The sequence below is a fragment of the Geobacter sp. AOG1 genome (assembly GCF_019972315.1).
Lineage (GTDB): Bacteria > Desulfobacterota > Desulfuromonadia > Geobacterales > Geobacteraceae > Geomobilimonas.
In genome coordinates this window covers 1726817-1748699 of record NZ_BLIZ01000001.1, presented here as the reverse complement: position 1 = coordinate 1748699, position 21883 = coordinate 1726817, and the positions used below count along the sequence as shown (strand labels likewise).

The 21883-nt window shown below is 58.6% G+C and carries 23 protein-coding genes and 1 pseudogene; 10 read left to right on the top strand and 14 right to left on the bottom strand.

What is annotated here, in order from left to right:
• Positions 1-168: 168 nt before the first annotated feature.
• The 4 genes from LDN04_RS08010 to LDN04_RS07990 all read right to left on the bottom strand — a co-directional run bounded on the left by LDN04_RS08010 (position 169) and on the right by LDN04_RS07990 (position 2558).
• Complete coding sequence (locus tag LDN04_RS08010; RefSeq protein WP_223913411.1) at positions 169-768, bottom strand: hypothetical protein; 600 nt, start codon at positions 766-768, stop codon at positions 169-171.
• Between the two features lie 362 nt (positions 769-1130).
• Complete coding sequence (merB, locus tag LDN04_RS16975) at positions 1131-1805, bottom strand: organomercurial lyase MerB (RefSeq protein ID WP_223908709.1); 675 nt, start codon at positions 1803-1805, stop codon at positions 1131-1133.
• Positions 1806-1934: 129 nt separating this feature from the next.
• Positions 1935-2204: a hypothetical protein gene (locus tag LDN04_RS07995; RefSeq protein ID WP_223908707.1), complete on the bottom strand. Its 270-nt coding sequence runs from the start codon at positions 2202-2204 to the stop codon at positions 1935-1937.
• 84 nt (positions 2205-2288) lie between these two features.
• Positions 2289-2558 carry a hypothetical protein gene (locus tag LDN04_RS07990; protein ID WP_223908704.1) on the bottom strand — a complete coding sequence of 90 codons (270 nt, stop codon included), beginning with the start codon at positions 2556-2558 and terminating at the stop codon, positions 2289-2291.
• A 131-nt stretch (positions 2559-2689) separates the two neighbouring features.
• On the opposite strand from LDN04_RS07990, the gene LDN04_RS07985 reads away from it, so the two are divergent.
• Positions 2690-2866 (top strand): hypothetical protein, encoded by a 177-nt coding sequence (locus LDN04_RS07985; protein ID WP_223908701.1) that lies wholly within the window; start codon positions 2690-2692, stop codon positions 2864-2866.
• Positions 2867-3431: 565 nt separating this feature from the next.
• On the opposite strand, the gene LDN04_RS07980 is transcribed toward LDN04_RS07985, so the two are convergent.
• Entirely contained in the window at positions 3432-5477 is a 2046-nt protein-coding gene (locus tag LDN04_RS07980; protein ID WP_223908699.1) for an ATP-dependent helicase, read from the bottom strand.
• Positions 5478-5678: 201 nt separating this feature from the next.
• Here LDN04_RS07980 and ligA point away from each other — a divergent pair, with 201 nt between their 5' ends.
• The 3 genes from ligA (at position 5679) to LDN04_RS07965 (ending at position 9000) form a co-directional block, all read left to right on the top strand.
• Positions 5679-7688 carry an NAD-dependent DNA ligase LigA gene (gene ligA, locus LDN04_RS07975; protein WP_223908697.1) on the top strand — a complete coding sequence of 670 codons (2010 nt, stop codon included), beginning with the start codon at positions 5679-5681 and terminating at the stop codon, positions 7686-7688.
• Positions 7689-7796: 108 nt separating this feature from the next.
• Positions 7797-8072: an acylphosphatase gene (locus LDN04_RS07970; RefSeq protein WP_223908696.1), complete on the top strand. Its 276-nt coding sequence runs from the start codon at positions 7797-7799 to the stop codon at positions 8070-8072.
• Positions 8050-9000, top strand: a complete 951-nt coding sequence (locus LDN04_RS07965) for a CopD family protein (protein WP_223908695.1) — start codon at positions 8050-8052, stop codon at positions 8998-9000. Before LDN04_RS07970 ends, LDN04_RS07965 begins: the two co-directional genes overlap by 23 nt.
• Before the next feature lie 3 nt (positions 9001-9003).
• On the opposite strand, the gene LDN04_RS07960 is transcribed toward LDN04_RS07965, so the two are convergent.
• Positions 9004-10332 carry a radical SAM protein gene (locus tag LDN04_RS07960; RefSeq protein WP_223908694.1) on the bottom strand — a complete coding sequence of 443 codons (1329 nt, stop codon included), beginning with the start codon at positions 10330-10332 and terminating at the stop codon, positions 9004-9006.
• Positions 10333-10584: 252 nt separating this feature from the next.
• On the opposite strand from LDN04_RS07960, the gene LDN04_RS07955 reads away from it, so the two are divergent.
• The 5 genes and pseudogenes from LDN04_RS07955 (at position 10585) to LDN04_RS07935 (ending at position 14312) form a co-directional block, all read left to right on the top strand.
• Entirely contained in the window at positions 10585-11052 is a 468-nt protein-coding gene (locus LDN04_RS07955) for a pyridoxamine 5'-phosphate oxidase family protein (RefSeq protein ID WP_238482228.1), read from the top strand.
• Positions 11053-11080: 28 nt separating this feature from the next.
• The gene (locus LDN04_RS16970) at positions 11081-11260 is read left to right on the top strand and encodes a hypothetical protein (protein WP_223908693.1); all 180 of its coding nucleotides are present in this window, start codon (positions 11081-11083) and stop codon (positions 11258-11260) included.
• Between the two features lie 12 nt (positions 11261-11272).
• Positions 11273-11491, top strand: a pseudogene (locus tag LDN04_RS16965) (glutaredoxin family protein); the annotation flags it as partial.
• Between the two features lie 104 nt (positions 11492-11595).
• Complete coding sequence (locus LDN04_RS07940) at positions 11596-13467, top strand: B12-binding domain-containing radical SAM protein (protein WP_223908688.1); 1872 nt, start codon at positions 11596-11598, stop codon at positions 13465-13467.
• Positions 13464-14312, top strand: a complete 849-nt coding sequence (locus tag LDN04_RS07935) for a ChaN family lipoprotein (RefSeq protein WP_223908686.1) — start codon at positions 13464-13466, stop codon at positions 14310-14312. The genes LDN04_RS07940 and LDN04_RS07935 overlap by 4 nt, the downstream gene beginning before the upstream one ends.
• A gap of 17 nt (positions 14313-14329) precedes the next feature.
• Here the strand turns inward: LDN04_RS07935 and LDN04_RS07930 are convergent, their stop codons facing one another.
• A complete protein-coding gene (locus tag LDN04_RS07930) occupies positions 14330-15106 on the bottom strand; it encodes a DUF3108 domain-containing protein (protein ID WP_223908684.1) in 777 nt (258 codons plus the stop codon).
• Positions 15103-16488, bottom strand: coding sequence for an MATE family efflux transporter (locus LDN04_RS07925; protein ID WP_223908682.1), 1386 nt, complete (start codon positions 16486-16488; stop codon positions 15103-15105). The genes LDN04_RS07930 and LDN04_RS07925 overlap by 4 nt, the downstream gene beginning before the upstream one ends.
• Positions 16489-16625: 137 nt before the next feature.
• On the opposite strand from LDN04_RS07925, the gene LDN04_RS07920 reads away from it, so the two are divergent.
• On the top strand, positions 16626-16781 hold the full coding sequence (locus LDN04_RS07920) for a hypothetical protein (protein ID WP_223908681.1): 156 nt from the start codon (positions 16626-16628) through the stop codon (positions 16779-16781).
• A 97-nt stretch (positions 16782-16878) separates the two neighbouring features.
• On the opposite strand, the gene LDN04_RS07915 is transcribed toward LDN04_RS07920, so the two are convergent.
• The 6 genes from LDN04_RS07915 to LDN04_RS07890 form a co-directional block, all read right to left on the bottom strand.
• Positions 16879-17700: a formate/nitrite transporter family protein gene (locus tag LDN04_RS07915; RefSeq protein WP_223908680.1), complete on the bottom strand. Its 822-nt coding sequence runs from the start codon at positions 17698-17700 to the stop codon at positions 16879-16881.
• 24 nt (positions 17701-17724) lie between these two features.
• Complete coding sequence (locus LDN04_RS07910) at positions 17725-18999, bottom strand: S8 family serine peptidase (protein ID WP_223908679.1); 1275 nt, start codon at positions 18997-18999, stop codon at positions 17725-17727.
• Between the two features lie 186 nt (positions 19000-19185).
• Positions 19186-19767: a DUF4337 domain-containing protein gene (locus LDN04_RS07905; protein ID WP_223908678.1), complete on the bottom strand. Its 582-nt coding sequence runs from the start codon at positions 19765-19767 to the stop codon at positions 19186-19188.
• Positions 19768-19925: 158 nt separating this feature from the next.
• Positions 19926-20279, bottom strand: a complete 354-nt coding sequence (locus LDN04_RS07900) for a putative signal transducing protein (RefSeq protein ID WP_223908677.1) — start codon at positions 20277-20279, stop codon at positions 19926-19928.
• 22 nt (positions 20280-20301) lie between these two features.
• The gene (locus LDN04_RS07895; RefSeq protein WP_223908676.1) at positions 20302-21195 is read right to left on the bottom strand and encodes a hypothetical protein; all 894 of its coding nucleotides are present in this window, start codon (positions 21193-21195) and stop codon (positions 20302-20304) included.
• Between the two features lie 106 nt (positions 21196-21301).
• Entirely contained in the window at positions 21302-21817 is a 516-nt protein-coding gene (locus LDN04_RS07890) for a hypothetical protein (RefSeq protein WP_223908673.1), read from the bottom strand.
• Positions 21818-21883: the final 66 nt, after the last annotated feature.

Genomic DNA, 21883 nt, shown 5'->3' with positions numbered 1-21883 from the left:
TTGCCTACAGTTTCTCCAGCAGCGCGCTGAATCTATCCACAAGAATGGTCACTTCTTTCTCGATCCGTTCGTCCAGTGCCCCGATCGCGACCGGCCCGACGAGTACTGTCTTCATTGATCGCTCTCCTCGTTTGATACTTAATTCCCCTACAAGACTCGGGAAATTGTTTATTCAGCAGTAACCTCAATCTGTCGTTCGGCAATTTGTTCCCCATTGACGAAAAAGACGAACTTCCACATGCCCGGCTTCTCGAATGCTTTGTCGAAGTTGCGATAAAACCACGAGTACCATATCGCCGTCTTGGGGGAAACGGAGGGGGCGGTGAAATTGAAGACGAGGTTCCCATCCGCGTCGTAGAGCTTGCCCGTGCTCTGGTAGGGCTTATCGGGGGGACCGAGCATTTTGACATGCGCCACGATTTGTTTTTCATTGATGGAGATTCTGCTAAGGTCGTTTCCCGGCATATTGTCTTTGTCGATTGCAGTAGCAAAGACGATCTTTGCCCTGGTGATGCCCAGTGTATTGCCCATGGCGTACGGGATGTCGACAGAAGCAACCGGCGGTTTCGCAGCTTCTCGATCCGCCGGCACATTTGCCGCAGGGGATGTTGTGGTTTTGTCTGGTTCTGTTTTTTGCGATGTTTCAATGGAGGGGATCGATATTCTCGAATCCTGGGTTAATTGCCTGAATACAAGCGCGACAATAATGATTACAAGCAAACAAACAATCGACACAATACTCATTGCATGTTTGCCACCGGTTTTCACCTCACCGTGACCGGGTTCTCCGCACTTTGGGCAAAATGCCGAGTTGATACTTATCTCGGTACTACACGTTTTGCATGCTATTAGCCCTGAAAAAGTCTCTAAGACATTCTGCTGTCTATATTTGTAATATTTTCTAACAATAAGACCGCACTTTGGGCACGTTTCGAATTCGTTGTCAGCTGTATAGTGGCAGGATGGGCATGTTCTTGTTGTTTCAAGTATCTCCTGAGTGGTATCCGTAACCGTTATAGTATCAGGGGTAACGCTACATCGTGCACCATCATGACCGGGCTCAGTACCCATAACTAGTTTCCCTCAAATTAAATTGGTCAACAGCAAGATTTAGTCCCACTACTGGAAACTCACGTTACACCGCACGACTGCTCATCAGCCAGGCGACGCTGGGCTATTGCACGCCCCAGGCGCCAAGCCTCTTCCACGGAGAGAATCGTTGCTTCCGGGTGTATAGACCGCCATGCATCCGCGGCTTGGGGCGAGGCTATGAAATGGACCTGACTGCAAAAAGCGATGCGTATAGTGCAGCACCCTGCCTGACCAGCGGGTATCACAAGGGAAACGACGGCTCCAGCCGGGGCCAGGAAGGTAACCCCTGCTGGTGTAACCGTCAGCCGAACGGCAGTGCCCGTAACGGGGCAATGTGATTCCACTTGAGCAGTTTGCTGCAGTGCCACGGGGTACATCAAGGCATCCAAAGCACACCACGTAAACAAATTCAGGCCGTTAACCTGGAAGCAATGCGGCGTCGGGGTAAGTGAGAGTCCACAGGCAACCAAGTTTCCATCAGCGTCATACTCAATATCTTTGAACGTTGTCAATGCCGACCGTACATCGCCACGTGACATTCCGAGCGCGCTGGCAATGCTCACGTGCGTCACTGGTTTGCCCTTGGCGAGAGCACGCAACACATACAGCCAGAGTCTTGGGTGGTCGCAGCGCAACACTGCCTGGAGGTGATTTTCCAAGATAGGGTTGAGGGACTGACCGCTATTTTCTGTTCGTTCCAACTTGAGCGACATTTTCAGATACTTCCCTTAGATTACTATCTGCCGAACGGGGTCGGCCTTGATCTGCCTAGCTTTTCGGGCAGGTCGAAGGACGTGGTTAGGCGTTCTTCCTTGGTTTGAGGCATTTCGCTCAGGCTTCACTCACATACGCAAAAATTCTCGATCACTCGGCCTTGGAAGTTCTCTGCCTCTCCCTTTGTTTTTTTCTAAAGCAATTCGACCTGCTTCAGTCTCTATTGAGACCATCGAATGCCCTCCGCACTCCGGGCAATGCCTCACCTTCTGGAAGAAGGGAACATTTGTGTAGAAAATCAGGTTCGTAAAGAACTCGGTAAGAAGGCGACCGACGCTGACTTTCGGCGTTCCAGTGAAGAAACACTCCGTGCAAATATGCGACTTTTCTTTTTCCATTTATTCACCTAACGGGCATGGCCCTCGAACGCAAAGCGTGAAGACAGTCCGTAGTGCAGGACCTAGTTATGGTCCTCGTAATTGTCATCCCTTCTTGACCTTCCACCTCCACCCACATCCAGCGACTATGAGCATCACGACAATGCCAGCCAACGAAACCCAATCGTCTAATCCATTTAAAGCGAGGATAATGCCAAGAGTCCCAAATAAATAATACCACCACGGAAAGAGGCCTTTGGATAAGCGTTCCTGCTCTAACGGATTTACTTTACTTTTGTAACGAAACATTGAAAAACTACAGTAGAAAAGAAATGCAAAGAAGCTCAACCATGCAACGACCAGTAAAGCTTTCATGGTTTTTCCTCATTCGATTGCCTTTTTATTTAACCATAACGTGCACGAGTGTGACCGGAGCGGGTTCATCGCGTCCGTGTCTACACGAGAGTTAGGCATTGTCTTTCTCTCGCGCACAAAAGGAGAGAGTCATGATAGACGAATACACCGGCAAGAAGATTGTCAGCCCGCTTGATTTTTCAGAAATCCGGACAGAGGAAGCAAAGAAATTAATTGCCGCCGGGAAACTTGACCCTAATGATTGTCGTACTGCTATCTACGTTGATTCAGATGGTGAGCTATCTGTCTCAAAGTGTGTTCAATGTTAGATAGTCTTGATTCAATGTCGTCAATTGACTTTTCTTGCTTTTTCATTAGTGTGCCAAGATTGTAGTAGTCAAGCACTCCGATAGGAGCATTACAAGACGAGCATTGCACGAAATTTACTTTGAAGTTTGAACCGTGGGGTTCTTTCTCGACTACTTTAAACATCCCTCCGCCACATTTTGCACAACTTGAGATAGTAAGCATGAGAGCCTCCCATTTATTTTTTGCTGCCTAACTAGGAGTTATATGATTGTGTTACTCTTCCAGAAACTCGCTTGAGAACCTGCCGAAATACCGCTAATTAACCCTAAAAAAGTTGGTTTTCAGGGAATGAGTACAATACACCCCGATACAGGGGGGTTATGTTACTCGTCACATAATTCCGGCGAAAATTATCCAGGCCCGTTTCGAACGCATTTTGACAAACAAAACACAAAAAGCCGCCCGGGAGAACATTCCCCCGCCAGCGGCTTTTCCGTTACGTCATCCCTCCATGTAAATCCTTTACTGAAGAGTCGTTAACGCAACCTACCCTGTGTAACCTCCGTTGTCAAGCAAAACTGCGCCTCACTCCCCGCCCAACATCGCCTTCAGCCGGGCAAAGGTGTCGCTCGCCACCTTCTCCGTCTCCTCCTCGGTGAGGACGGTTGCCGCGGCTGCCTGCTGGACGTTGAGGAGGTCGGCGGGGATCTCCTCCAGGAACCGTGAGGGGAACCGCTCCTCCAGCTTGCCGTACTTCTTCCGCCGCAGACAGCGGGTGATGGTGAGGTGACGGCGGGCGCGGGTGATCCCCACGTACATGAGCCGGCGCTCCTCGTCGATGGAGAAATCCTCGTAGATCGAGCGCTTGTGGGGAAGAATCTCCTCCTCCAGCCCGACCAGGAAGACGTAGGGGAATTCCAGCCCCTTGCTGGAGTGGAGCGACATGAGGGTGACGGCGTTCTGGCCGTGCTCCTTCTTGTCCTTCCCCGAAAAGCGGTCCTCGTCCATGAGGGAGACCTTCTCCAGGAAACCGGCCAGGGTCGGTGCGGGGACCCGCTCCTCGTAGGAGGCGAGGGAGTTGACGATCTGCTCAACGTTCTCCACCTTGCGCCGGGCCACGGCCCGGTCGTCGATGGTCCGGTACAGCTCCTCCTCGATGCCGACCCGCTTGAAGAGCGCCGTCACCCGCTCCGCCAGCTCCGTCTTCCGGTGCCGGAAGCGTTCCGCCTCCTCGATCAGCAGCCCGTGGAAGGCGAGGACCTTCTCCCGGATGGCGACGGGGATGTCGTCCACCTCCCCTACCCGCCCCAACGCCTCGAACAGGGGTATCCCCTGGGCCAGTGACCACTGGTTGAGCTTCAGCACGGTCCCCTCGCCGATCCCCCGGCGGGGGAAATTGATGATCCGGAGGAGCGCCTGCTCGTCGTCGGTGTTATTCAGCGCCTTCAGGTAGCAGAGGGTGTCCTTCACTTCTTTCCGCTCGTAGAACTGCATCCCGCCGATGAGGACATAGGGAATCCCCTCGAAGCGGAGCTGCTCCTCCAGGGCACGGCTCTGGGCGTTGGTCCGGTAGAGGATGGCGAAGTCGCCGTACTCCATCCGGTTCCGCGTGCACTCCACCTGGATCCGTTCCACCACCGTGGTCGCCTCCTCTTCGTCATCGGCGGCCACCACCAGGTCGATGGCCCGGCCCGGGCCGCTGTCGGTCCAGAGGGTCTTCTCTTTGCGCTTCGGGTTGTTCCGGATGACGCTGTTGGCAGCGGAGAGGATGGTGCCGGTGGAGCGGTAGTTCTGCTCCAGCTTGATCACCCGGCACCCCGGGTTGTCGTGCTCGAAGGCGAGGATCTTCTCCACGTCGGCGCCGCGCCAGCCGTAGATGGACTGGTCGTCGTCCCCCACTACGCAGAGGTTTTTGTGGTAGGCCGCCAGCTGGCTGATGAGGAAGTACTGGGCGGGGTTGGTGTCCTGGTATTCGTCCACCATGATGAAGCGGAATCGCTCCTGCCAGTGCTTGAGCGCCGCCGGATGCTCCTGGAAGAGCCGGGCGGTCAGCATGATGATGTCGTCGAAATCCACCGCGTTGCAGGCCTGCAGGGCCTTCTGGTAGCGGGGATAGAGCCGGGCGGCCAGGAGCTCGTAGTCGTCGCCGGGACGGGGGACGTAACGGTCGGGGGGGGTAAGGGCGTTCTTGGCGCCGGAGATCTTCCAGAGGACGGTCTCGGCGTCGTACTTCCTGCCGGTATCGTCGATCTCCCGCATGAGTTGGCGGATGAGTCCCACCTGGTCGGAGGTGGAGTAGATGGAGAAGTTTCGCTTGTAGCCGAGCCGCTCGATGTCCCGCCGGAGGATGCGCATCCCGAGGGAGTGGAAGGTGGAGAGGATCACCCCCTTGCACCGCTCCCGCCCCACCAGTTCCGCCATCCGCTCCTGCATCTCCCGGGCCGCCTTGTTGGTGAAGGTGACCGCCAGGATCTGCTCCGGCGGCACCTGGAGCTTTTCCAGCAGGTAGGCGATCCGGTAGGTGATGACCCGGGTCTTCCCCGAGCCGGCCCCGGCCAGGACCAGGAGCGGCCCTTCCGTATGCTTCACCGCCGCCAGCTGGGGTGGGTTCATGGTATGGAGATCGAGCATGGGAAATAACCTTGAGTGCGGAAGTTTGAAGAGCGAAGCGCGGAAGTAAAAGGCTTCTTCCAGCCTCCGACTTCCGCGCTTCCGTTCCTTGATACCAGAACGCCCCCGGCAAATCAAGAAGGCTAGTTTCATGCCAAGGGTTTACCTTCCCCCTCCCCTGTGCTATAAAAAATCTCCACCATTACCAAGGAGCCCTTTCCCATGGAGAACCAGGCCGCCGCGCAGCGGATTCAGGAGCTGCGCGCCGAAATAGAGCGCCACAACCGCCTTTACTACCAGGAAGACCGGCCGGAGATAACCGACGCCGAATACGATCTCCTGTTCCGGGAATTGCTGACACTGGAAGAACGGCATCCCGACCTCGCCACCCCCCATTCTCCCACCCGCCGGGTCGGAAGCGCGCCGCTTGAGAAGTTCGCCCAACTACGGCACCGGATCCCCATGCTCTCCCTGGAGAACGCCTTCACGGAGGCTGAGATCGCCGAGTTCGACGAGCGGGTGAAGCGCTTCCTCGGCATGGCGGCCGACCGGGAGATCGAGTACGTTTGCGAACCGAAGATGGACGGACTGGCGGTGGAACTGGTGTACGAAAATGGCGGCTTCACCGTCGGTTCCACCCGCGGCGACGGCTTCACGGGGGAGGAGATCACCCAGAACCTGAAAACGGTAAAATCCATACCCCTGCGGCTCGCCACCGACACCCCCCCGAAACTGCTGGAGACACGGGGGGAAGTCTATCTCCCCCTCGCCCCCTTCCAGCGGCTGAACACCGAGCGGGAGGAGGCGGGGGAGCCCCCCTTTGCCAACCCGCGCAACGCCGCGGCGGGGAGCCTTCGCCAACTCGACTCCCGCATCACCGCCCGCCGCCCCCTTTCCATCTTCTGCTATGCGCCGGGAATGGTGGAAGGGACGGAGTTCGCTTCCCAGAGCCACTTTCTTTCAACCCTCGCCACGTGGGGCCTGCCGGTCAACCCCCTCATCCGGACAGTCGCTGGGGTCAAGGGGATCATCGACTTCTACCGGGAGATGGCCGCCCAGCGGGAAACCCTCCCCTACGAGATTGACGGAGTGGTAGTGAAGGTGGATTCCTTTGCTCTCCAGCGGGAGCTGGGGGAGAAGAGCCGCTCCCCCCGCTGGGCGGTAGCGATAAAGTTCCCGCCGCGCCAGGCGGTGACCCTGGTGGAGGACATCGTCCCCCAGGTCGGTCGAACCGGCGTGGTGACCCCCGTGGCCCACCTCCGGCCGGTGGAGGTGTCCGGGGTGATGGTTGCCCGGGCCACGCTTCACAACTGGGAGGAGATGGAGAAGAAGGACATCCGGATCGGCGACACCGTGGTGGTGGAGCGGGCGGGGGACGTCATCCCGGCGGTGGTGCGGGTTATGACCGAGAAACGGACCGGCGCCGAGCGTCTCCTCCCGATCCCGGCGAGCTGCCCGGAGTGCGGCTCCGAGGTGGTGAAGATTCCCGAGGAGGTGGCGGTCCGCTGCCTCGGTCTCTCCTGCCCGGCCCAGATCCGCGAATCCATCATCCACTTCGCCTCCCGCCGTGCCATGGACATCGAGGGGCTGGGTGACAGGTTCATCGAGCAGTTGCTCCGCCTGAAGCTGGTCCGGAACGTGGCCGACCTCTACACTCTCACCCAGGAAGACTTCATGCAGTTCGAGCGGATGGGGGACAAGCTGGCGGAAAACCTCCTGAACGCCATCGCCGCGAGTAAAGAGCGGGAGCTCTCCCGCTTCATCTACGCCCTCGGCATCCGCCACGTGGGGGAACACACGGCAAAGCTCCTGGCCACCTCCTTCGGAAGCATCCACAACCTGGCGAAGGCGAGCGAAGAGGAACTCCTCGCCATCCGGGAGGTTGGCCCCCAGGTCGCACTGAGCATCCGGACCTTTTTCCATAACCGGGACAACATGGAGGTGGTGGAGCGGCTCCTGGCGGCGGGCGTGACACCGTCGGTGACGGAGAAAAAGGTAGGGGGACGTTTCACCGGCAAGACCTTCGTCTTCACCGGAGCGCTCACCCGCTTCAGCCGGGATGACGCAAAAAAGCTCGTGGAGGACGAAGGGGGACATGCCGCCGGCTCGGTGTCCAAGAAGACCGATTACGTGGTGGCCGGTGAGGAGGCAGGGAGCAAGCTGGATAAGGCCCGGCAGCTGGGGGTGACGGTGCTCACAGAAGAGGAGTTCCTCGCCATGCTGGAGTCGTGACGACTACCGGTAAAACCATTTTACAACAGAGAAGTAAAGCTGACGACATTCCGTGTCCTCTGTGTCCCATATGTCCTCTATGTCATATGTTTTTCGAAAGGAAGCAGCATGAAAATTCGTACCATGGTGATCGTAAAGGGGGTCGTGCAGAAGGTGAACTTCCGTCACTTCACACAACAAAACGCCCTTCATTTCCACGTGAAAGGGTGGGTGCAGAACCTCCCCGACGGATCGGTTGAAGGGTGCTTCGAGGGGGACGAGGCGAATGTCCAGGCTCTCGTCGACTGGTGCCGCACCGGACCCAGCGCGTCCCGGGTGGATGAAGTACAGGCGAAATGTGGCACCTACACGGGGGAGTTCGATGACTTTTCCATCAGGCGCTAGGACGCTTCTTTTCTTTCTCCTGCTCCTGGCCCTGCCGCTGAGCGCCATGGCCACCGAGGAGTACGCACGCCAGACCGGCCAACCGTGCAAGACCTGCCATCTCGACCCGGCCGGTGGCGGCGAACTGACCGCGGCAGGCCTCGGCTTCCAGAAGAGCGGGGCACTCGCCACTGCTCCCACCGCCGTACCGGCTCCCGCCGGGACACCGGAGCGCTCCCCCGCCAATCGGCTCTTTCGCCTGGCGGTCGGCTACCTCCACCTCATCACCGCCATCCTCTGGTTCGGCACCATCCTCTACGTCCACCTGGTGCTGAAGCCGGCCTACGCCGCATCCGGCCTCCCGAAGGGGGAGATGCGGGTCGGCCTTGCCTCCATGGCGGTCATGGCCGTGACCGGCGCCATCCTCACCCACTACCGGATCCCCGACCCGGCGCTCATCCTCGCCACCCGCTTCGGCATCCTTCTCACGATCAAGGTCTCTCTCTTCGCCATTATGGCCGTCTCCGCCCTCTACGTGGTCATCGTCATCGGCCCGAAGCTCCGCCGGCAGATAAAAAACGGAGAAACGCCGGCCGGTGCCGGCGGTGATCTGACGCTGGAAGCCCTTGCCGGTTTCGACGGCAAAGAGGGTCGGCCTGCCTATGTGGCCTATCAGGGGGGAGTCTACGATGTGACGGAGAGCCGGCTCTGGAAGGAAGGGGCGCACATGCGCCGGCATCAGGCGGGGATCGATCTGACGGAGGCGCTCTCCCAGGCACCCCACGGTGAAGACCGGGTGCTGGCCATGCCGCGGATCGGCACGCTGGTACTGGATGCGGTCAAGGTGAAGCCGCCGTTGCACGTACGGGTATTCTACTTCATGGCCTACATGAACCTGACCATGGTGTTCCTCATCACGCTGGTCGTTGCCCTCTGGCGCTGGTGGTAAGCACTACCCCCGGATCGGCCATCCCGCCTCGTACCCCGCCGGGAAGAAATTTTCTTTGGTTCGATTGAAGTAGCCGTACTGGATGCGGGGGAACTCTTTTTTCACCCGCTCCAGCATCCGGTACATCCCCATCCCCTTCCCCGTCACCCCCATCCGCGTGTTGTAGAAGTCGGGATCGATGGAAAGGTTCCGCATCTGAATCATGTCCACCCCGGTCTCCCCGATGAACTGGAGGAGCGCCTCCACCTCGTCATCCCGGTCCGAGAGCCCCGGCGACACCAGGTAGTTGATCATGGTGAAGAGCCCCCGCTCCTTGGCAAGCCGGACCGACTCCCTCACCGCGGAAAACGTGTACCCCACCGGCCGGTAGTAGCGGTTGTAGAACTCCTCCTGCACCGAATTCATGGAAAACCGCATGGAATCCATCCCCGCGTCGCAGAGAAGCGCGATCCGGTCGGGGAACGAGCCGTTGGAGTTGAAATTGACGGTGCCGCGGCTCGTGGCGGCCTTGAGCCGCCGGGTCGCCTCGGCGATGGTATCCGCCTGGAGGATCGGGTCCCCCTCGCACCCCTGCCCGTAGGAGACGATCGGCTCGGGAGCCTCGTTCAGGTGGGGGAGCATCAGCTCCACGATCTCCTCGGGAGTCGGGACGAAGCCGATCCGCTCGTGGTTGGAGGGGCAGCAGTCGGAGGGTTGCAGGCTGATGCAGCCGAGGCAGCGGGAATTGCAGGCGGGGGAGGTCGGAATGGGTGCCTCCCAGCGGCGAAAGAAGAGGTTCTTGGCGGCAAAGCAGTGGTAATCCACGGCGCAACGGGCCAGCTGCACCAGGAGCCGGTTGTCGGGAAACTCCGCCACGAGCTTGCGCACTAGGGGATCGAGCTTCCGGTCGTCGTAGTTTCGGGGGAGCCAGTTCTCGTTGCCGTCCACCCGGCTCGCCGCCACCACGAACCGCTCCCGCTCCTCGTCCCACCCGACGGCGGTGTAGGACCAGAGGGGGAGATGGACCTTCTTTTTGCGGTAGTCGCAGGCGGGTAGCAGCGTCCGGACGTAGCCGGGGGCCATGAAGGCGGAGACCGCCTGGACCCGCTGCTCCCGCCGCCCCTCACGCACCGTCTCCACGGTGACAAAGGCGCGCTTGTTGGCGTCCCACGCCATGGGGGGGGTATCGGGAATGGTGAAGAGGCGGCTGTCCTCGGGGAGGGGGATCAGTTCCACATCCTCGGGGAGGACCGGCTCGGTGCCGTTCATCCCGGCCATGGTGAGGTGGGGATGGTCGAAGATGTTTCCCTTGGCATCGGCATAGAGGAGTTTGGGCAAGGTTTTTCGTTTCATGCCGTCACCTTACCACAAACCGTCGGCCACGGGCAAGGCCGGACGGCCGGATCGGAAACAAGCGGGCTGAGCGGAGCTTTTGGCCTTAATCTCCTTTGACACTGACTAAAATCGGGATTATAGTGCGCCTTCATTGGCCTTCGCTTACCAGAGTTGCCGATTTGCCCCGGATTTTCCAGCCAGGCTGTATTGGAGAAAAAGATGAGAACAGAACCACGACGTACGGATCGGAAGATGACGACCTCACGAGAAATGGAAATCTTGCTGGAGAGGATGCCAGTCGGTCGATTGGCTGTCACGACTGAGGATGGGCCCTATGTTGTTGCAGTAAACTACTTGTTTTTTGAAGATTGCATTTATTTTCACAGTGCGCTATCCGGCAGAAAAATGGAAGCGCTTCGAGCCGATTCTCGCGTTTGTTTTTTAGTAGACGAAGTCGGCCCTCAAGTCCTTTGGGAACGGGGGTGTGGGATAAGTCAGATTTACAGAAGTGTTGCTTGTTTCGGAAAAGCCGAGCTGTTGGAGGGGGCAATTAAGAAGAGGGAAATATTGGAGAGAATGGTGCAAAAATACGTGCCTTCCAGCTACGCAACCTCACCTATGACCGATGAGAACATCGAGAAAACAGCCATAGTAAGGATTTTAATAGAATCAATGAGTGGGAAGGCGAATGAACTCTCTTCGGTGCACACCGTTATTCAAGTGAATGAATCCAGTTAAGCAACCATGGGAATTGGGAGACATCTCTATGAAGAACTGCCCGAGCATGAGCGCACCCCCGCCCCGCCCGCGCGGGAAGAGTACCCTGGTGATGGCAATCGCCCTCTTCCTCATCACGACTTCTCTTCTTGTCTGCGCCACCTCGTCCGAGCTCTTCGCCGGAGCTTCCCACCGTCCGTCAATCACCATCTACGTCGGCAGCGGCTGACCGTACTGCGCCAAGGTGGAAAGTTATTTCACCCGAAAAGGAATCCCTTATACCAGCCGGGACATCCGCAAGGACAAAAAAGCGCTCCAGGAATGGCGCGAGCGCTACCATGGCGAGATCGTACCGATGGTAGTCTTCAACAACGGCAAGCGGATCGTCGACGGGTACGATATTCCTGCCATAGAGCGGGCACTGCGGGATCTGGGCTATTCTCCGTCACCTTCTCCGTAAAATCGGTGGAGGACGCCAATCCTCCTCAAGAAAACGCATTCGTCGCCCCCTGTTCCGGGTAACTTTCGCTGGTCTTCCCCCTTCCCTTCCGCTACAATTTACCCATGAAACTCCTCCTCGTAACGCTCCACGCCAAGTACGTCCACGCCTCCCTGGCGCTCCCTTCCCTCGCCGCCGCCTGCGCCGACCTGCCGGATACGGAGTTCGCCATCCGGGAATTCACGGTGAACGAGCCGGCAGACGGGGTGCTGCGCCGGATGGTGGCGGAAGAGGCCGGTCTGGTGGCTTTCTCCTGCTATATCTGGAACATCGAGGCGACCCTGAAGCTCGTCGCCGACCTGAAGCAGCTCCGTCCCGGCACCATCATCGTGCTTGGCGGTCCGGAGGCGTCCCACGGGGTGTTCGAGCTGATGGAGCGCAACCCGGCGGTGGACATGGTCATCCGGGGGGAAGGGGAAGTGACTTTCCGCGAGGCCCTGCAGGCCCTGGACGGCGGAGTCTCATGGGAAGCGGCGGCTAGCCGGCTGAGTGAGGTGGAAGGGATAACCGTCCGGACGGACGGGGAGCTCGTCGCCAACCCGGAACGGGGGCCGGTGGCCGATCTGGACACCCTCCCCTCCCCCTTCGCCGCAGGGCTGGCGGATCTCACCAAGCCGCTGGTCTACTACGAGACCTCCCGCGGCTGCCCCTTTTCCTGCGCCTTCTGCATGTCCTCCCTGGAGAAGGGGGTGCGAAGCTACTCCCCGGGCCGCATCGAGGCCGACCTGGACATCCTCATGGCGGCAGGGGTCAGGACCGTCAAACTGGTGGACCGGACATTCAACTACGATGCGGTGCGGGCCAACCGGATCTGGGAGTACATCCTCGACCACAACCGGGAGAGCGCCTTCCATTTCGAGATCGCCGCCGACCTCCTGACCGACGCCAACATCGAGTTCCTGAAGCGGGTCCCGGCCGGCCGGTTCCGGTTCGAGATCGGCGTCCAGGCTGAGGGGGCGGAGACCCTTGCCCGGGTCGGGCGGAGTTCGGACCTCACACGGCTCTTCGCCAACGTCCGGCGGCTCGTGGCCGAAACGGCCGTCACGGTCCACCTCGATCTCGTGGCCGGCCTCCCCCACGAAGATTTCAACGGCTTCCTCCGTTCGCTGCAGCAGGTATTCGACCTCCTCTCTTTCGACAATTCGTATTTTTTCGACTGCCAAGGCGGCAAGGAGGAAGCGACGGAGGCGTACCGGGCGGTACGTCGAGAAGCTTCCGACGCAGCCAACGCCGGCAGGCGGGAAAAGACGGATTGTCATGTACAGGTGGAGCCGTTGAAGGTGCTCAAAGGTTCACCCATGCGCGCCATCGCCCGGGAGGAAGGATACCGCTTCTCCGCCACCCCCCCCTACAAGATACTCACGACCCCCTGGCTCACTTACGGCGAGATCGGCCGCATCGAAACCATCGCTCGGCTCCTGGACCTCGTGTACAACAGCGGCCGGTTCGCCACCCCCCTTGCCGCCTGGGGGAAAACCACCTCTCCCGCGCGGATCTTCGCCGCCATGGCCGAATTCTGGGAACGGGAAGATATCTCCCTCACCCTTTCCCAGCCCGACCTGTTCGCTGCGTTCTGGAGCTGTGCAGAGGCGCTTGCGCCGCAGGAAGTGCGGGAAGATATCCGGGACGCTCTCTGCTACGACCTCTGTCTGACCGACTACCCGGGGGGACGGGAACTGGGGTTTTTCACGAAGGAGGAAGTGCGAGCCAGGAGGAACGAAGAGAAGGAAATTGCGCTGGAACTGGTGCAAAGGCGGGGCGGCGACGCGGCGGGGCGGGTACGGTGGATCAGCCGCCGGTTTGCACGGGATTACCGCCGGACCCCCTGGCGGGAAGGAGAGATCGATCTCCTGTTCGTCTATGTTTCGGCCCCCGGCAAGGGACTGTCGGTGGAGATTGCCGAAATCGGCCAGCCCGGGATGGCGGAAGACACATGAAACCCTTCCCCGCGAAATGCTTCAGGTTCCTGGCCTGCCTGTTCCTGCTCCTGCTTTTTTCAGGGAATGGAGACTGCGCAAGCCGTTTCGAACGTGTCAGAGACGGCAAGACCGTCGATTTTGACGCCATGGTGGGGGACCTGAAGGGTGCCAAGGCGGTATTCATCGGCGAAGTTCACGACAAACGGGAGCACCACAACCTCCAACTCGACGTGATCAAGGCCCTGCAGCAGCGCGGAATACCGGTTGCCATCGGCGTGGAGATGTTCAGCTTCGACCAGCAGCCGCTCCTGGACCGGTGGGTCGCAGGGGAAATTACCTTGCCCGACTTCGTCAGGGCCTACCAGCAGAGCTGGAACATTCCCTGGGCCATGTACGACGATATCTTCCTCTATGCGCGGAACAACCGCATCCCCCTGGTCGCCCTCGACGTACCGCGGGAGATCGCCATGATGGTCTCCCGCGACGGATTTGCATCCCTTCCGCCTGCCGCACGAAAGCTGATCCCCACCGTGGTAAGCTGCCGGATCGACGCCCCCTACATGGAATTCATCCGACGTGCCTTTGAAAACCACGGCAACGGCACACAGCAATTCATGCACTTCTGCGAAGCCCAGCAGCTGCGGAACCAGACCATGGCCTGGTATCTCCTCTCCTACCACCAGCGGGAACCGCAACGGCTCGTGGTGGTCCTCACCGGGGTCGGGCATGCCATGAAACGGGGCATCCCCTATGAAATCCAGCAACTGGCACCGCTCCCCGTCAAGGTCGTCATCCCCCGGCTCACCGCCGGAGCCCGGAAGAGCCTGGACGATAGCGACGCCGACTACTACCTGACAGACTGACCGGTAACTCTCCGCCGTCAACGGGTGGCCGGGCCGTAACTCCCTCCGACCAGGTTGGCGGTGACGCTCCCCACGGTGACCTTGGTCTGGGCCCGCACCGGGATGCGACGAGCGTCGTCGGTCAGCCAGATATGCACCGACCCTTTCCCCTCGAAGACCCCCTGCGACTTGACCATGGGACGGATGACAATGGTGTCCAGTTCTCCCAGAACGGTCTTCAGCTTCTCCTTCCGGAGCACCCGCACTGCCACCTGTTCCACATCCTTGCCGTCGAGTACCGTCACCACAAATGATTTCCCCACCTCGAGGGGGAGAAACCGCACATAGTAAAAGCTCCCGTAGATGTCGAAAACAGGGGGGATGATGGGAATGTCCTTTTTTTCGCCGGAACGATGGTCGCGGTAGACGGCCTTCCTCCCCGCCTGGTCAAAGTCGATCTCCCGGTCCCGGCTATGTCGCCCCTCGCTCATCTGCATCCGATAATGGCGGGTGAGCCCCGGGAAGGGTGCGCCAGCCGATTCCAGGGTGCTCTCGATCCGGTCGTTCACGGGAAAGAATACGGAAAGCCAGTCGTTGGAGCGGGCAGTGGAAACGATCCGGCGCATTTCCCCCTCATCGGTGATCTCCTGGGTCGCCATCCCGACCGGAATACCGGTCCAGCTCAGTTCGTAGACGAGCTTCTCCGGGACGGTCTGGGCAAATCCGGTATCGGGCAGAACAAAGAACAACCCGATGAACGCCAGCCACCAGACGGGAGCACATGCCATCCGCGCGATGTCGGCAAGTCTGCTCATACCATCCCCCCTTCTCCGATCTCCTCCGGCAGCGCCCCCATTACCCGGCGGATATAGACGATGGAAACGATGGCGGCGCTCCAGGTGACGAGAAATATCCCCCACCATATCCCCTTCACTCCCCAGCCGAAGACCATGGAGAACAGGTAGAACACCGGCAGGGGTGCCAGAAACTGCCGGTAGAGGCCGATCCAGATGGCAAACTGGGGACGTTTGAGACCCTGCAGGGCGAAGACGTTGATGTAGAGAATCACATAGGCGCAGAAGACCAGCGCTGCCACGTGGAGGTAGCTGGTGCCGATGGCGATGACCCGGGAGTCACGGGTGAAGAGCTGAACCAGGTGATCGGCGAAAAGGAGAAAGAGAGCCGCGACGCCCGCCATGAGGGAGACCCCCCGCACCAGTGCTCCCCGGATGGTCTGTTTTACCCGGCCCGTCCGTCCGGCACCGCTGTTCTGGGCCACCAGGGCCAGGGTGGCGACGTTCAGCCCCATGACCGGCAGAAGCGCCATCTGTTCCAACCGGGCAGCGATGCCGTAGGCGGCGACGGCATCCTTGCCGAACCGCCCGAGGAACCAGGTGATGACGAATATCCCGATGGCCACGGTCAGCATGTTGAGACTGGCGGGAAACCCCTGCCGGGCCAGATCCAGATAGGTTTGCCGCCGGGGAAGAAGGTGGGAGGGGTGAAAATCGGCCAGGAGACCGGTACGGCGAACCCGGGTCAAGAGGTAGAGATTGCCGCAGATCTGGACCGCCACCGTCGCCCAGGCGATGCCGGGAAGCCCCAGGGGGGGAACGCCGAAACCGCCGAACAGGAACCAGGGGTCATAGACGAGGTTGAGGAAGAAGCCGGTCACGAGGAAGTTGCGGAAGCTTTTCGTATCTCCGGAGGCGTTGAGGCTGGCGTTGAGCACCTGGTTGAAGATGAAGAAGACCGCCCCCGCAAGAAGCACGTTGATGTAGGAGAGGGCCTGGGTCAGATAGTCCCCCTCCGCCCCGAGCCAGCGGAACAGAAGCGGCGTCACCAGCGGTCCCACAAGTGAGAGGAGGAGTCCGTGGAGGAGGCCGAAAGAGATGGCCTGAACGCTGAAGCGGCGGGCCTCAGCCAGTTTCCCGCCGCCTAGGGCATGGCCGATGAGGGCGGTTGCGCCGGTGGCGATACCGGCCCCCACGGCAATGACGACGAAAAAGGTGGGGAAGGCGAGGGACATGACCGCCAGCGCCTGGGTGGAGACGAGGCCGCCATAGAAGGTGTCCACCACGTTGAACATGGTGTTGAAGAAAAAGCCGATACCGACCGGCACCGCCAGCCGGCGCAGCAGGCGGGGTATCGGGTCGGTCAGGAGATGGTTATTGGCGGCCGGCACATCGCTCATCATGCACCACTATACCCTGACGGACCACCCTGTCAATCCTCGCGGAAGGTCGCCATTGACAAACGCCCGTGGGTGTTCATACTTTTCTGGAAGAGCCGGCCGTAGCCGGCGGCATATCATTCACGAAAAGGAGAAAGACCATGCTCTATTTCGTCAAGGAAAACACCCTCCACAAATTCCCCGTCCCGAAGCGTTGCACGGCGGTTCGGGAAAAAGAGCAGCTGCGGGACACCATCCCGCACGGCGTGGAGGAGTGCCCTTACTGCATGCGCATCTGGCCGGGAGCGCAGGAATAAACCGGAAGGGGCGGCCCACCGACATCGGTAGCCGCCCCTTGCTTTTTAGTACACCAGCACCCCGTTTCCGGCCGTTTCACCTTTCACCTTTCACCTTTCACCTTTCACCTTTCACCCTGCCTCCCTGCTTCAGGTGCACAAACCAGTAGGCGAAGGCGACGAACACCACTCCGCCGAGAATATTTCCCAGCGTTACGGGGAGGAGATTGCCCATGAAAAAGTTTCCCCAGGTAAGCGCCGGATCGTTACGGTGCAGCTCGTTGGCCAAGAGGAGTCCGGTCGGGATGGAATACATGTTGGCGACGGAATGTTCGAAGCCGCTCGCCACGAACGCCATGATCGGAGCGAAACAGGCGAGCATCTTGCCGGTGACGTCGCGGGCCGCCGTGGCCATGAAGACCGCCAGGCAGACCAGCCAGTTGCAGAGAATGCCGCGGATCAGGGCGACCTCGAAGGGGAGCTGGCACTTGACGGTGGCGATCCTTAGCGCGTGCTCCGCCAGGTTCCCCTGCTGCCAGAGACGCGATTCGAACATGAGCCAGGCGAAGAAGAGGGAGCCGACCAGGTTTCCCACCAGCACGATGAGCCAGTTTTCCGCCAGCTTCAGCCAGGATATCTCGCCGTGGAGGGCCGCATTGGCGAGGAGACTGTTCCCCGTGAAGAGCTCGGCGCCGCAGATGACCACGAGCATGAGCCCGAGGGAGAAGACGCTCCCCCCCAGCAGGCGGGAGATGCCGCTGCCGACGAAGGTGGCGGCGTCCTGGGTGACCACCGTCATCAGTTCTGCGCCGAAGGCGATGTAGAAGCCGGCCAGAAGGCTCAGGACCAGCGCCCGGGAGCGGGACTGGGTAAGGACCCGTCTGCCGTTCTCCACGATGGCCCCGACCGTCTCCGCTGGGGTGAGAAAGCGCTTTTCCATGGTTGCCTCGTTTGACCGGATATCTTACAACCCGCTCGTGCCGAGAAAATTCTCGCCGTGCGGATGTCCCGAGCTGTTTGCAAAGGGAGCGGTGGCTTCGGCCATCGAGGCGATGAACGCCGCGGCATCCGCGAAGGCGGTGCCATCGCCCCCGTGCGGATGGGATTGGAGGTACAGGGCCGCCACTCCCGCAACATGGGGGGTTGCCATGGAGGTACCGCTCATGAGGACCGTCCCTCCCCCTTTCCTGGTCGAAAGGATGTTCACCCCCGGCGCCGCGATGGTGACCGGCGCCGACACGTTGAAGCTTCCCGGATTGTCCCCCCAGTTCGACCATGTCGGCCAGTCGTCGCCGCTCGTCGTGGCGCTGACCGTTATGACGGTATCGTCGTATGCTGCGGGGGTGGAGTTCTGGGCGTCGGCCCCCTCGTTCCCTGCGGCGACCGCAAATACGACCCCCTGGTTCCGGGCATTGCATATGGCCCGGTGGAAGTTGTCCGTTCCCGAATAGCCCGATGACGTACAGGTACCGGTCTTGCTTCCCGCCCCCCCGAGGCTCATGTTCGCGACAGCCGCCTTGCCGCGGGCAAGCGCCTCGCCGGCGACCCAGTTTATCCCGCTGATGATTCCCGATATCGTCCCCGACCCTTGCTTGTTCAAGACCTTCACGGCATGGAGAGTCGCCTCCGGCGCCACCCCGACAACGTCGATGCCGTTGTCGATGGCCCCTATCGTGCCGGATACGTGGGTTCCGTGACCATGATCGTCGTCCCAGGGGGCAATGCACGATCGCCCGGTGCACGCCACAACGGCGTACCCGTTCCCCACGTGGGGCTGCAGGTCCTTGTGGTCGGAATCGATGCCCGTATCCAGGACGTACACATCGACACCGATCCCTTTATTGAAAGCGGACCTGGCCCCGATGCGCTGGACGCCCCACGGCACCGTCTGCACCGTCGTTCCGCCACCCCCAGACGGTTTTCCAATCGCATAGACAGGCGCATCGAAGGTCACGCTTTCCACATCCGCATCCTGCTGCAGGCGCGCCAGCCGGCGCTCCGGAATCTGCCCGGCAAAACCGACAAGCGCCGTCCCGTAAAGGAATTTGGGGGATACTCCATGCCGTGCGGCAACCTCCACGGCCCGCGCGTTGTTGTGCCCGCTGTTCCTCGGATTGATAGCGCCTTTCAGGCTGACTATCACGTCGACGACCTTCTCCTCTGCCGCCCCTTCCTGGTACACGGAAAGAAGGAGAAACAAGCAGGCCAGCAGCACGAACGGGGTTCTTATCCTCTTCATAATGCCTCCTTTGATAAACGGTGTGGTAATAACTGGCGTGACCTGCGGGGCGGGGTTCGCAGCGACAGAGCGAAGCGAAGACCGTCTGCCGCTGAGTGGCGTTATTTGTTAGCACAGGCCGACGAACTTCAATGACGACGTCCTTGGTTACCTCGCGGCTTTATCGATTATATCTAAGTTGCCCGTTCATTGAAACATTGGCAAGGCGAAGAGGATTATGCCCACTCCGCCAGTGAGCAGCGAAGCGAACCAGACCAGTCTGTAGCGCGTAAGTGCCGCCACTGCGCCCAAAGCAATGGATACCTGAAAGAGGGCGACCGCACTGGCGAAACCATGATGCTTATGGAGAAGGTGATCGGATTCTTTCAGCCTCTCGTCCCGCTCTCGTTCCTTCTCCCGTGCCTTGTCCTGGATCTCTTTCTGTTCTTCTTCGTAGCGATGCATTTTTTCTTCATAGGCTGCGGGAGGCACCTTGCCGATGGCCAACCAGGCCGTGCGTGCTGCGTCCTGGACCGCTGCCTTGACCCCCTTGGCCTGGTAATAGGCCCATTGGTCTGATGCTTCGGATTGCAGTCGTGTCGCTTCCGTCTTCAGCACCAGGGCCATGTTGACGGTGGCTCCGGCCTGAAGCGAAGCGATAGCGGCGAGAACCGCAAGGATCGCGGTGGTGAGTGAAATTTGCTTGAGGAACGATCCCCCTTCCCGTTCAAGTTCTTCCTTGATAGCTTCGTGCAGGTTTTCGGTTTCGATCTCTTGGCCTTCGGGCATGTTACGTCTCCTTTCATCCACCAAGTGCAGCATCAACCGATTCTTCACTGTTAACGGCTTGAGGGTGACCCGCCAGTCACTTAGGGCGGAGCCATGCCGATAGTTGGGCTATTTCAGGCAAGTTCTACGAAAACTGACTAACGGTCTGTTGGGCATTCTCAAAGTTTCGCAAAGAGATAAACAACAAAAGCAGTTCCAGCTGCTGCCATTGCCAGATAGAGCCAAACAAACGACTTTGCGACTGATTTTTTGCAATTTTTCACTGGTTCTTTATCATCACGTTCTCCTTCTAACTGGACTTGTGCAGTAATAATTTTGTGCGCTTCTTCTGCAAATGAAGCAGGGACCTGAAGCTTTATGCCACCTAGTGCATTCGAGTATAACGGGTTAGCACCTATGGTAAATTGATCTAATACAAATGCTGGAATTCCGCACGCTTCGAGATCTGCTTTCGCCATTTCTGCTTCATAAGGTGCACCAAAGACAGCGATTGTCACCAGTTGTTCTTCCATATTGTTCCCTTTGCCTAACGGCTCAATGCGCGACCTGCGCTGCAGAGTTTGCCGCGTCAGAGTCTATGCATTTGTTGGACGTTTCCCGCTGTTTGACAATCCCGGCGATCTTTTCGGCAGCACGGCGCTCTGACTCGGCGAGTGCAAGGGGAACAGTGCTGGAGGCAAATGCAACGTATGTTCTTCCAATTTCAGTCCGCAACAGGTCGATGTATTCTCGAAGTTGTGCATCATCCGCTAAACGATATATGAAATGGTAATTCAGCATAAGTTCTGGCCTACTGTCTGCGACTAACGCATCTCGGTTCTCCTTCATCCTTCTCACCGCGTCCTGCCGCTGAGCCAGCACTTCCTTTGCAAGAAAAGGCTCAAGAGACTTCGTCATGCTTTCGGACAGCATAATTATGGTGTCAGCTTCGGTTTCTGCGCCGTGAAGAGCTGCCTCAATTGCATTCAAGAGTTCGATTCGCTTCGCCGGCGGTGGAGTATCCCTGATGTCTGTGAGATACTGGCACATTTCCCCCTGTACGCCCGGTTCTTCAATTCGTCGCTCTTCCCGCATCATGGCCGCAACAACCGGACGCTCCAGGAACTCCGCAAGTCGTTTCAAGGTAAGCTGGTCGTATCGGGAAATGAGAGTTTGTAACAGCACTCCTCGAATGGCACCAATGTCGAAGCTTTCTTTTAGTGCCAGGAGCATACGGCTTTGCTCCCCCTCATCGTTTTTTGTGACGAGACTGGTATTGGCGACCGCTTGGTATGCATCTTTGTAGGTACTAAGATGCTCGATGAGCTGAGAGGCGGCAAGGACTCTTTCCGCCAGTCCTTCGCTAACAGGGTCGGCTGCAATCGCAGGCGAGACGAGCATGTTGCAATAAATGCATAATGAAATCATAAATGCCCAGATAACTCTCATAGCAGCTCCTACAGTACATGCTTTAAATGTATTTAGTTCAACGGCTTGAGGGTCTGCTGTGTAGCGAAGCGAAAACGGCAGCACCCGAGTGTTGGCAATCGGACTTCTATTCGCTTTCCTCGGCTTTCTTCTTGGCAGTCAGTCTCCTTTTCCTAATCATGTCTACAAAAGGCTTTATTGGTAAGGTTAATATGATGAATGCGTAGATAAAGATGATCTTAAATGACTGAAGAAATATGTTGTCTCTGAAAAGATCAGATACTTTTTCTCTTGCCTCGTATCTCCTTCTCTCGTTTGCACTCGATCGTGAGACCAACTGTAAACGTACGCCGACATCAGTATTTGTGAAGGCGAAGTGGTAACCAGCGTATTTTAATTCAAATCGATCTGACGCCGGCACAAACACCTTCTCAAGCTCCTGATAATTCACCGGAATGCAGCTGAAAGCAAGCGACCCATCTCGCTGATCACGTATAGCAACTAATACGATTCCTTTCGGAATAACACAGTCATAACCACCTGTGTAAGGCGCTGCCCAACTAACTGCTACGTGGGTCTTTATGTCTTCCATCGTGACGAAACGGTCTCCGTGGAGAATTTTTGTAGGTTCGATTTTATTCACCTTTTTCTTGTCAACTCGTTATTGACCGGTTTCCATTTGTTCCCGATATAAGTAATGTCTCAGGTT